The organism is Thermocoleostomius sinensis A174, assembly GCF_026802175.1.
In the GTDB taxonomy this organism is placed as follows: Bacteria; Cyanobacteriota; Cyanobacteriia; order Elainellales; family Elainellaceae; genus Thermocoleostomius; species Thermocoleostomius sinensis.
In genome coordinates, this window is record NZ_CP113797.1 from 5,637,122 (window position 1) to 5,649,232 (window position 12,111).

At 48.8% G+C, this 12,111-nt stretch carries 8 protein-coding genes; 4 read left to right on the top strand and 4 right to left on the bottom strand.

Annotation, left to right across the window (positions count from 1 at the left end; translation table 11 throughout):
* The first annotated feature begins 470 nt into the window (after positions 1-470).
* Complete coding sequence (gene glgX / locus OXH18_RS24430) at positions 471-2,600, top strand: glycogen debranching protein GlgX (RefSeq protein WP_268610146.1); 2,130 nt, start codon at positions 471-473, stop codon at positions 2,598-2,600.
* A gap of 86 nt (positions 2,601-2,686) precedes the next feature.
* Positions 2,687-5,470 (top strand): malto-oligosyltrehalose synthase, encoded by a 2,784-nt coding sequence (gene treY / locus OXH18_RS24435; protein WP_268610148.1) that lies wholly within the window; start codon positions 2,687-2,689, stop codon positions 5,468-5,470.
* A gap of 54 nt (positions 5,471-5,524) precedes the next feature.
* Here treY and OXH18_RS24440 read toward each other — a convergent pair whose 3' ends face one another.
* The 3 genes from OXH18_RS24440 to OXH18_RS24450 form a co-directional block, all read right to left on the bottom strand.
* Entirely contained in the window at positions 5,525-6,334 is an 810-nt protein-coding gene (locus tag OXH18_RS24440; RefSeq protein ID WP_268610149.1) for a prepilin peptidase, read from the bottom strand.
* Between the two features lie 129 nt (positions 6,335-6,463).
* Positions 6,464-6,907, bottom strand: coding sequence for a heavy metal-responsive transcriptional regulator (locus OXH18_RS24445; RefSeq protein ID WP_268610150.1), 444 nt, complete (start codon positions 6,905-6,907; stop codon positions 6,464-6,466).
* 24 nt (positions 6,908-6,931) lie between these two features.
* Positions 6,932-7,219 (bottom strand): hypothetical protein, encoded by a 288-nt coding sequence (locus OXH18_RS24450; RefSeq protein WP_268610152.1) that lies wholly within the window; start codon positions 7,217-7,219, stop codon positions 6,932-6,934.
* A 502-nt stretch (positions 7,220-7,721) separates the two neighbouring features.
* Here OXH18_RS24450 and psbD point away from each other — a divergent pair.
* Positions 7,722-8,780, top strand: a complete 1,059-nt coding sequence (gene psbD, locus OXH18_RS24455) for a photosystem II D2 protein (photosystem q(a) protein) (RefSeq protein ID WP_268610064.1) — start codon at positions 7,722-7,724, stop codon at positions 8,778-8,780.
* Between the two features lie 916 nt (positions 8,781-9,696).
* A complete protein-coding gene (locus OXH18_RS24460; RefSeq protein ID WP_268610153.1) occupies positions 9,697-10,233 on the top strand; it encodes a helix-turn-helix transcriptional regulator in 537 nt (178 codons plus the stop codon).
* Positions 10,234-10,485: 252 nt separating this feature from the next.
* Here the strand turns inward: OXH18_RS24460 and OXH18_RS24465 are convergent, their stop codons facing one another.
* Positions 10,486-11,871: a type I secretion C-terminal target domain-containing protein gene (locus OXH18_RS24465; protein ID WP_268610155.1), complete on the bottom strand. Its 1,386-nt coding sequence runs from the start codon at positions 11,869-11,871 to the stop codon at positions 10,486-10,488.
* Between the last annotated feature and the right edge of the window lie 240 nt (positions 11,872-12,111).

The window sequence follows — 12,111 nt, forward strand, 5'->3', positions numbered from 1 at the left end:
AATTAAGACCTGCTTGACGGGAGTCACTTGAGCCAAATTGACAGTTGAGTGGTATCAAAGTAGGTAATAACCGATGGCTACTATTGAATGATTACTATTGATTGCTCAAACTCTGGGAGTAGGGGGCGATCGCTAAACCGATAGAACGATTGCAATCCCCCATCGATTTGCGAACTTCTCATCCCCATGCTTTGTCATGCGGCATCGTATTCATCCCACTGCCGATGGCTCCTCCCATTGCCAAGGGAAGGTTGGGAGGGGTTGGCATCCTGTGTAACCGGATAGAGAATGGACATCAGCAATTTTTAGGTTTGGACTTAACATGTACTGACGATTTGCTGACTCTACCTTTCGATAGATAGTCAACCCCTACAGGGATCTCTATCATCTTGCTAAGATAGCCCCTAGATGTACGACGCTTTGTCTAATTTTTATCTGCTCACTATTAAATTGCGATAGGAACGAACACTATGCATGTCGCCCTCTGGCCCGGTGATGTTTATCCTCTGGGTGCCTACTGGGACGGTAAGGGAACTAACTTTGCCTTGTTCTCGGAAAATGCGACAGGGGTTGAATTGTGTTTATTTGAAGAAGATGATGAAGAAACTCGCATTCCCCTGACAGAAGTCAGTAACTTTGTCTGGCATGGTTATCTGCCGGGAATTGGCCCAGGACAACGCTACGGGTTTCGAGTTCATGGACCTTACGAACCCGAGCAAGGACATCGGTTCAACCCCAATAAGCTGTTAATTGATCCCTATGCCAAGGCGATCGATGGCGATGTGGTAAGTGATCCAGCTATCTTTGGCTATGCTTGGGTGGAAAAAGATCCTGATTTAACATTTTCCGAGTTGGATAGCGCTCAGTTTGTGCCAAAGTCCGTGGTTGTGGACGAGTCATTCGATTGGGAAACCGATGAACTCTTGCGCACACCGTGGCACGAAACTATCATTTATGAGCTACATGTCAAGGGATTTACGAAACTGAATCCCAATATTCCGAAAGAATTACGCGGCACTTATGCCGGATTGGCACATCCAGCGGCGATCGAACATCTACAGCGGCTAGGAATCACAGCAGTTGAACTGATGCCCGTCCATCATTTCTTGGCGCGTCCTGGCTACCTAGCAGAAAAGGGATTAAGCAATTATTGGGGCTACGATTCGCTGAATTATTTTGCTCCTTACTCTGGCTATAGCTCAAGTGGTTCGTTGGGACAACAGGTCAACGAGTTCAAGGAAATGGTCAAAGCCTTGCATCGGGCAGGTATTGAGGTCATCCTAGACGTTGTTTACAACCATACGGGAGAAGGTAATCATCTGGGGCCAACCTTGTCGATGAAGGGCATTGATAACGCCACCTACTATCGCCTAGTTGATGAGATGCCCCGCTACTATATGGACTTCACAGGTTGCGGCAATTCGTTAGGCGTGCGGCAACCGCAAGTTCTGAAGCTGATTATGGATAGCTTGCGCTACTGGGTGCTGGATATGCATGTCGATGGCTTTCGCTTCGATCTGGCTTCGGCTCTGGCGCGGGAGTTGTATGAAGTCAATTGTTTGGGTGCGTTTTTCAACATCATTCACCAAGATCCTGTCATTGCCGATGTGAAGCTGATTGCCGAACCGTGGGATGTGGGTGAAGGCGGCTATCAAGTGGGCAATTTTCCGGTGCTGTGGTCTGAGTGGAATGGGCGCTACCGCGATACCGTCCGAGATTTTTGGCGCGGTGAAGAACAGACCTTGGGCGAGTTTGCATATCGGTTAACGGGTAGCCCTGACGTGTATTACCAAACGAATGGGCGCAGACCCAATGCCAGTATCAATTTTATTACCGCACATGATGGCTTCACTCTCAATGATTTGGTTAGCTATAACGAAAAGCATAATGAGGCGAATGGCGAAGATAATCGTGATGGAGAAAGCCATAACCGATCGTGGAACTGTGGAGTTGAAGGAGAGACAGATGAGCTAGATGTATTAGCGTTGCGCGAACGGCAACGACGCAATTTTTTAACCACCTTGATGTTGTCACAGGGAATTCCCATGATCGTCAGTGGAGATGAACTGGGACGCACTCAGAAAGGCAATAATAACCCCTACTGCCAGGATAATGAACTCTCGTGGCTGGATTGGGATCTAAAGGATGCGAATCGAGATTTGCTCAACTTCACCCGTGAATTGATTTATTTTCGACGACAGCATCCTGTGTTTCGACGACGCAAATGGTTTCAAGGACAAGCCATTCGTGGCACTGGTGTCACAGACATTGGCTGGTACAATCCGGATGGCGGCGAAATGACGGATGAACAGTGGGAAATTGGCTATGCCAAGTCAATCGCCGTTTTTCTCAATGGCAATCGCATCCCCAGTCCCGGACCCCAAGGACAGCGCATCAGCGATGATAGCTTTCTGATGTTTTTTAATGCCCATTACGAGACGATCGAATTTACCCTCCCAGTTGAGTTTCAGTCCTATGCTTGGAGTCTGGAAATTGACACGAAGGAACCTCGGTTTGTGACGGATCAACGGCTGTTTACAGGGACTCAAGCGGTTCCTGTGATCGGACGATCGATCGTAGTATTGCGACGATTGGAGTAAGGTTTCTTCCCTCCAGTCATGCTGGCGGATGTTCGTTTTCCTTCCGCTGTTTCTTTTAACCTCTAATTCCCTCTTCTATCAACTCTATGCGAATTCCTACTGCCACCTACCGAATTCAGTTCACCTCTGAATTTGGCTTTGATGCTGCTTGCGCCATCACCAACTATTTGTCTGACTTGGGTATTTCTGACCTCTATGCTTCACCAATTTTCAAAGCGCGATCGGGCAGTACGCACGGATACGATGTGGTTGATCCAACTCAGCTAAACCCTGAATTGGGTACGCCAGAGGCTTTTGAAATGCTGGTACAAGCACTACAGCAGCAGCAAATGGGCTGGCTTCAAGATATTGTGCCCAACCACATGGCTTATGACAGTGCCAATCGCTGGTTGATGGATGTTCTAGAAAATGGCCCTAGTTCTAACTATGTGGATCACTTTGACATTGCTTGGAATTCGCCGTTTGACAGCACACAAGAGCCGATTCTGACGCCTATGTTGGGCAATTTTTACGGCGAATGTTTAGAGAATGGCGATCTTCAACTCAAGTATGACGAGAGCGGATTGAGTGTTAACTACTACAGCCTCCGTGTGCCCTTGAAGTTAGAGTCTTATGGTACCTTTCTCACCTATAACCTGGGCCAACTAGCCAGAACCTTAGGACGCAAGCATCCAACCGTGATTCGGTTACTCGGCATTCTCTACATGCTGAAAAATGTGCCGCCAGAGCTTGCCAGTAAACAACGGCAAGATCAAATCGATTTTGTCAAAGGGTTACTATGGGAACTGTATGCTGATCCAGACGTTAAACGTTTTATTGATGACAACATTCAAGCGTTTAATGGCACAACGGATGATCCAGAAAGTTTTAACCTACTCGATAAGCTATTGGGCGAGCAATTTTTTCGCTTGTCTTATTGGAAGGTGGGAGCCGAGGAAATTAACTATCGCCGATTCTTCACCGTCAATGAATTAATATCGGTGAAAGTAGAAGAACTGCGCGTGTTTCACAATACACATTCCCTTATCTTTAAGCTTGTGGAAGAGGGCAAGTTTACAGGGTTGCGCATCGATCACATTGATGGCTTATACAATCCAACGGAATATCTCGATCGCCTCCGTGAGAAAACCGGGGACACCTATATCACGGTTGAGAAAATCCTTCAGCCCGGAGAAGATTTGCCTCCCGTTTGGTCAGTGCAAGGAACCTCTGGATATGATTACCTGAACTACGTGAATGGACTGTTTTGTAGAACCGATCACGAAGAGAAATTTGAAGAGATTTATCAAAGCTTAACTGGACTAACGACACCCTTTGAAGAAATGGCTGTTCAGAAGAAACAACTAATTCTGGACAACGATCTGGCTGGCGATCTGGATAATTTGGCCCATTTCCTCAAGAAACTATCTAGCAAATATCGCTACGGTAATGACTTTACGATCAACGGTCTGAAGGGCGCACTTGCTGCGGTTCTAACTCAGTTTCCCATCTATCGCACCTATGCAAACCAAGATGGATTAGTGGAGGGCGATCGAGAGTACATTCAGCAGGCTATTCAAATTTCAAAAGATCATCGCCCCCGGTTGCACAATGAGTTGAACTTTATCGAGAAACTGTTGTTATTGGATTATGACAGCACGCTGACTCAAGCTGAGAAAGATCAATGGCTTTATTTGGTGATGCGGGTGCAGCAGTACACTGGTCCACTCATGGCCAAGGGGGTGGAGGATACGGCCCTCTATGTTTACAATCGATTGCTGTCGCTAAATGAAGTTGGAGGTGATCCAAGTCATTTTGGCATTTCCCTGCCAGAGTTTCATGCCTTTAACCAAAATCGCCAGGCAAAGTGGACTCATGCCATGAGCGCTACCTCCACCCACGATACCAAGCGAGGAGAGGATGTGCGAGCACGGCTGAATGTACTGTCGGAAATCCCCGATGAATGGCAACAGCAGGTGCAAACGTGGCAGCAACTGAATCAACAATACAAGACCACACACAAACAACAAACTTGTCCCGATCGCAACGATGAATATGCGCTATACCAAACCTTAATAGGAGCATATCCCTTTGCCGAAACTGAATTGGATACCTTCGTCGATCGCGTCAAAGATTATCTGCTGAAAGCGATTCGAGAAGCAAAAGTGCATACAACGTGGCTACAGCCAAATGCCGCTTATGAAGATGCCTGTACCAACTTTGTTAAGTCAATTCTGGAGCGATCGGACACCAATGAATTCCTCAAAGCATTTCTGCCATTTCAACAGCGTATTGCTTTCTATGGTGTTTTCAATTCGCTGTCTCAAACGCTGCTGAAGCTAACATCACCGGGTGTGCCTGATTTCTATCAAGGTACAGAATTGTGGGATCTCAGCTTGGTCGATCCTGACAACCGCCGCCCTGTAGACTTTGACCAACGAAAGACCTACTTGCAAGACATTCGATCGCAGCTAAGCAGCAACGTCCTAGACCTAATTCAGGAATTGCTGCATCAGCCAGCCGATGGTCGCATCAAGCTGTTTCTAATTCTGCAAACTCTGCACGCTCGGCAGCAATATAAAACGGTGTTTCAAGGAAGTTATATTCCGTTGGAGGTGTCGGGGGCGCTCAGTCATCATGTGGTGGCGTTCGCACGACAACACAACTCAACAACCCTGATCACGATCGCTCCTCGCTTTTTTACTCGCTTGATTCAGCCTGGCGAAATGCCGTTGGGACAAGACGTTTGGCAAGATACCACCATTCAGTTACCCACTGGCATGGCCACCACTTGGCAGGATGCAATCACTGGACATTCCTTGAATACCTCTGATCGCTTGGTCGTTGGACAGGCTCTCTCACACTTTCCAGTGGCACTACTGGTGGGTTAACGGAGATTTGGCTAGCCAATCCTTGCTCCCTAACAATGGCGTAGAAAGTCAATGTTAGGGAGTCAGCCATAGCTGCTGATAGGCGGAGACGATCGTAGGTCCCCAAAAGACAGTTAGAACCGCACCAAGTGCTAAAAATGGGCCAAAGGGCATGGGTTGACGACGATTAATTAATTGCAACGCCAATGCACCACTCCCAATGATTGTTCCCAATACACAAGCCAAAAAGCCAGCCAGAAGTAGCTGTTGCCACCCCAACCAGGCCCCCATCATCGCCGCTAACTTAGCATCGCCCCCGCCCATCGCGGTTTGCCCAAGGACGATCGATCCCACTAGCGTGATGAGATCAAAAAGCCAGATGCCGACCACGGCTCCTATCAGCCCACGCCAAAGCTGTTCCGTCGTTCCGGCGATCGTGCCACTATCAGTCCAGCCCAACATTGCTTGAAATACCAAGCCTGCCACCAGCCCAGATTGGGTCAATGCGTTGGGCAATGTCATTGTGTCTAGATCAATCAGCGCTAATGCTATTAACCAACTGAAGAAGACCCAGTAGCCCAACAGCGGCATTGATGGGGAAAATGCCCAGAAAGTGAAGACAAATAAAGCACCCGTGGCAACTTCCACGAACACGTATCGGCAGGCGATCGGATGTTGGCAATATCGACAGCGTCCCTTCAGCTTCAACCAGCCCCAAACAGGTACATTGTCATAAATTTTCAAGCATTTGCCACAGTGAGGACAGTGCGATGGCGGATGTAGCAACGATAATTCAATTGGAAGCCGATAAATCACCACATTGAGAAAGCTCCCAACAGACGCTCCTAACGCAAAAATGACGAGAACCACAATCAGTGCAGCCATGACTGAAGCCCTGAGTCCAGGCACAAGGGGAGAAACGACACAAACCAGACTGATCACCGCAGACCTTAGCGTCTACAGTGCAGAGTTAGCTTACCCACCTGTGCCTTGCCCATGCGCAACGCATCCAAATTAAGCAGACTGAATATTGGGGCAGATAGTTTGAGCAATGCGATCGCTGGGTGGCTGATCTTGCCAGCCCGACAAAATGCCTTGCAGTTCGGCTTTTAAGGTTTGCAGGGCTTCAATCTGCTGATTAATTTCGGATACTTTGGCTTCTAAATGTTGCTTCACTTCGCCGCAGGGCAATTGACCATTATCATGCACTACCAAAATTTCTTGTACCTCATTCAGGCTCAGCCCCAGTGCTTGCGCTCGCTTGATAAATGCTAGTCGGTTTAAGACTTGCGATCGAAACAAGCGATAACCTGCCTGCGATCGCTCCACCGTTGGGGCAAGTAGCCCAATTTCCTCGTAGTAGCGAACGGTCTTCACAGGCAACCCACTCATAGCTGCAACTTCACCAATCTTCAATCGCTGTTCAAGAGCAGTTGCTATACTGGCTGTTTTATTCATCTTTCTCAAGTCTCTAATGAACGGCTAGTCTCGCTTCTTGGATGGAGTCAAGGTTGGTAGCGAAGGACGAGAAGATTGAGACGGCAAGTAGCGAATGACTGATCCTGGTATGGGTTGAGCTTGTTTCTGCTGACTGACCCACCAACGCAACACAATCCCTACAGTCGCGGCTGTCAGTCCTAGGATTGCCAGTGCCCAATGGCTATCTACTCCACCAATGACTGCATTCACTGCTCCAGCTGTCAGTAAAAAGCTGGAAAGCGGTTCTTTGCGATAGGCAGACTTCAGCGATCGAATCCACGAACGATTCATAGAATACGCACTCTTGAGGGGCAGGTTTAAGCGAACACGACATTCAGCAAACCACAGCGCCAGCATGGCAACTATTGTTCAATTAGTGTTCAATTAGCACCAGTTCAAGCGGGCTGGGTTACCTTCTAATGTAGCTCGAAACTCCTGGTAGCAAGGTTCGGAGATCCTCACAGGTGATGGCATGGACTGGCTTTATGTAACATTTGTCTTGCAAAAATTAATAAAACTTGGCAAAGTTTCCGCTGTAAACTCAGCCAATTCTTAATGAAAAACATAGAATTACGATCGATCGCCCATAAAGTCAGACCTTTCGAGTTTGCTCAACCCTGCAATTTCAGCAGGAGGGGATGAAAAATTCGGGAGAGTGTCTGTATAATGAATGCACGGTAAAGAAAAGTAAACTCTGTTCACTTTCCATTGCGTTTCTTGCCAATTCGTGGCAGATCGTTATGGTGGGAATAGAAGAACTCATTGTATATATCTGTTTTCGGAGATTTACGCTATGACCATAGCAATGGGACGAGCGCAAGCAGAGCGAGGATGGTTCGACGTCCTCGACGACTGGCTCAAGCGCGACCGATTCGTCTTTGTCGGCTGGTCGGGACTTTTGCTGTTCCCGTGCGCCTACCTGGCTCTGGGCGGCTGGCTGACTGGCACCACCTTCGTCACCTCCTGGTACACCCACGGCATCGCCTCGAGCTACCTGGAGGGCTGCAACTTTCTGACCGTGGCAGTGTCAACGCCCCCCAACGCACTCGGACACTCCCTGCTGTTTCTGTGGGGACCTGAAGCCCAGTGGGACTTCACCCGCTGGTGCCAACTGGGCGGGTTGTGGACGTTTGTCGCCCTGCACGGTGCGTTCGGACTGATTGGCTTCATGCTGCGGCAGTTTGAGATCGCTCGCTTGGTGGGCATCCGCCCGTACAACGCCATCGCCTTTTCGGCGCCGATTGCGGTGTTTGTCAGTGTGTTTCTGATGTACCCGCTGGGACAGTCGAGTTGGTTTTTTGCCCCCAGCTTTGGGGTAGCGGCGATATTCCGGTTTCTGCTGTTTTTCCAAGGGTTCCACAACTGGACGCTGAATCCGTTCCACATGATGGGAGTTGCCGGAGTGTTGGGCGGTGCGCTGTTGTGTGCGATTCATGGTGCGACCGTGGAGAACACGCTGTTTGAGGACGGCGAGGGTGCCAACACCTTCCGCGCCTTCGAGCCGACCCAAGCGGAAGAGACCTACTCGATGGTGACAGCGAACCGCTTCTGGTCACAGATATTCGGGATTGCCTTCTCGAACAAGCGGTGGTTGCACTTTTTCATGTTGTTCGTGCCGGTAACGGGCTTGTGGATGAGTGCGGTCGGTGTGGTCGGACTTGGGTTGAACCTGCGGGCGTATGACTTTGTGTCGCAGGAGATTCGAGCGGCAGAAGACCCGGAGTTTGAGACGTTCTACACCAAGAACATCTTGTTGAACGAGGGCATCCGTGCTTGGATGGCTCCTCAAGACCAACCCCACGAAAACTTTGTATTCCCTGAGGAAGTTCTGCCTCGCGGTAATGCACTGTAAGCTTGAGACGCGAATATTGCTAAGTATCGCTTGAATGTAGCCCCTGCCACTGGCAGGGGCTTTTTCGTTGTGTTTTCCTGATTGGTTGCCTTGACCTTTGAAAGGAAAAGTGAAGATATAGCAACGGCAGAAGAGGTTAGGGTCATCTCAGGTGGCTGACACCTGAAGCGACTAAGTTTGGCACGACAAAACCTGACATTCTGAAGGGGGCTTCAATCCAGAATGTCTGCTGCCAATCGAATCACTACCTCAGCCGATCGCCTTGTAAAGTTATCTGTCGTGATCGATTGGGTTCGTATGCATTGCGTAAAACCATCTGACCCAGGTGATAAATCACTAGTTCTTTAACCATCACCCCGTGATAGATCGGTTATGACTCCGTCTGAGCCTGACTCACTCATCCATTACAAACAGCCAAACAGAGCCGCCAAACAGTGCAATAAGATCCATGCGATCGGGACACTGAATATTTCTGCCCGATTTCCTTTTGATCGAGACCTCATCTTCAACAGATTTACTGAGAAACAGAAATCAATTTCACACGACTATACCGGAGAACTTCCGGACAACATCTGTCTATGCCACTTGATGCCAATCGTGTTACCGAAATCATCATTTTTATTGTTGTAGTGGCATACAGAGGCATAAAATCGCGATTTCAGTTGAGTTTGTAAATTATTAACCTCTCTACAATGCACTGACTGCACAGGTTAGGTTAAGCAACCCTTCCCATTTTGGGGTTCCATAAAAAGTCCTGTTGAATTACTCTAAGCCCCCCATGTTGAACACTGTTGTATATCCTCACGGTCAATTTGCGCATTCTATTTCATCGTCACGTTCACTGAAATCCTCCACTCAAGATGCTGATTCCAAACACCGATATACCGGAGAACTTCCAGTTCTGCTTCAGAGTGTTATGGAAAGCTTAATTGACGGCATTATGTTGTTGAACGAACAGGGTGAATTGCTGTTTGCAAATGCTTGTGCCAAACGCATTTGTCACCAACTAACCCAAAATATTTCACAAAACATTTCGCAGAGTCTTACCCGCCATAATTCGGTTCCTCGCCAGATTTTGCGCAGTTGCCAAGCACTTGTCAAAGGTCGGCAAGAATTGTCTCAACGGTCTGTCATTATCGAAGACGAAATTAGAACCGAAGAAACAGGCACGATTCGGATTCGGGCCCAGTGGTTGAACCTAAACACCGTTGAGTGTCCCTGTTTACTAGTGACCTTAGAAGATCGGCAACAGTCAGCCCAACATAAAGCGATCGCCGAAGCCCAGAAATATGGCTTAACCGAGCGCGAAACCCAGGTGTGGCTATTACGGCAGTCTGGATACAGCTACAAAGCAATTGCCTTGGAATTGCATATCGCCGATGATACTGTGAAAAAACACATTAAAAGCATTCACACCAAACGCAATGGCGCAGAGTGGCTAGAGGAAGAATAAGAAGAATAAAGGATATTAAGGAGAAAAATACCCGAACTTTGGTTGAACAACTCAAGACACCCACTCTTGCAATGAAGTTGAATGGGGCTGACTACCCCATTGAGTATCTTTGCGTCAGCCCTATCGATAAGAGAGTGGCTCTTGATTGATCCACTCTCTTATTTGTCGTTTAGTTTCTTCTAAACCTAGGAATTTAGGGAGAAAGAAAAGCTAACTCATTCGTGTGAACTCACGTTCGTGTGAACTCACGATCTAGCCCACGATGAAGTTTTGAGGTTTCACAGTATCCACTGATACACCTTGCAGAACGGCGATCGTTGTGAACTCAGTGCCGCTACCATTGAGGTCAGAGTCTACTCGAACTTCGGTGTTCGCACCAATTTGCACAACTTGTACAAACTGGTTGTATCGATCGCTCTTGCTAACGTTGACCAATTCCGGCGTGTTAAAGATGGCTCGGAGGTCGATCAGATCATCGGTAGTGCTGAAACCAACGATCGTGTCTGTTCCTTCAGTCAGACTGTTGAAGACATAAGTATCACGCCCAGCGCCACCAATTAAGGTATCATTGCCAGCGCCACCAACCAATACGTCGTTGCCAGCTCCGCCAGTCAGCTTGTCATTGCCAGCCCCACCTTTCAGGAGATCGTTACCAGCCCCGCCAACTAGTCTGTCGTTGCCAGCGCCACCATCGAGTTGGTCATTGCCAGCCTTGCCCTTGAGAACATCATTGCCGCCTTTGCCTCTAAGGATATCGTTACCACTAGTGCCCGGTAGCTTGTCGTTAGACTTACGTCCCTTCACCGTTTGACCCGGTTTACCCTGCTCGAAGTCGATCGGTGCTAACGGCTCTGCCGTTTCTACAGGTACAGGAACTGGAGTTGGATTCGGGGTTGGGTTAGGACTGGGAATAGGTGATGGGTTGGGATTGGGCGACGGAAGTGGTTCTGGTCCTGGTGTCGGAGTTGGATTGGGACTGGGAGCCGGCATCGGATTTGGATTCGGCGTCGGCATCGGCACCGGCATTGGATCGGGTCCCGGCGTTGGCGTGGGGCTGGGCCCAGGGGTCGGATCAGGACCCGGTGTCGGAGTCGGACTAGGACCCGGTGTCGGATCTGGGTCTTCACCCGGGTCTTCTGGGTCTTCTGGGTCTTCACCCGGGTCTTCTGGGTCTTCTGGGTCTTCACCCGGGTCTTCTGGGTCTTCTGGGTCTTCACCCGGGTCTTCTGGGTCTTCTGGGTCTTCACCCGGGTCTTCTGGGTCTTCTGGGTCTTCACCCGGGTCTTCTGGATCTTCTGGGTCTTCACCCGGGTCTTCTGGGTCTTCCGGGTCTTCACCCGGGTCTTCTGGATCTTCTGGGTCTTCACCCGGGTCTTCTGGGTCTTCTGGGTCTTCTGGGTCTTCTGGGTCTTCTGGGTCTTCACCCGGGTCTTCCGGGTCTTCTGGGTCTTCTGGGTCTTCCGGGTCTTCTGGGTCTTCTGGGTCTTCCGGGTCTTCCGGGTCTTCACCCGGGTCTTCCGGGTCTTCCGGGTCTTCACCCGGGTCTTCTTGCTGAAGTTGTTCTAGCTGTTGCAGATTATCTTCCTCTAGTTGCTGAAACTGTTGCTGGCGAAGTAGTTCTTGCTGCTGTTTTTTCATTAAGATTTACCTGTCAAATGAATAGTTGCGAACTAAAATTGGGGCATTCTGGAGAACAAATCCTTACTTTCACAAAATCATTTTCTTTAGCTCAAAAACACCTAGCAAAAAGCTAGGTAAACCATCATCCGAGCTAAAGTAAAAGACTAAGCTTTGCCTTGTAATTTGAAGTAATAGGATTGACTGGGAAACAAGGGGCAATTGAATGACTATTGAATGCCTGTCAAGCTTGTTTAACGC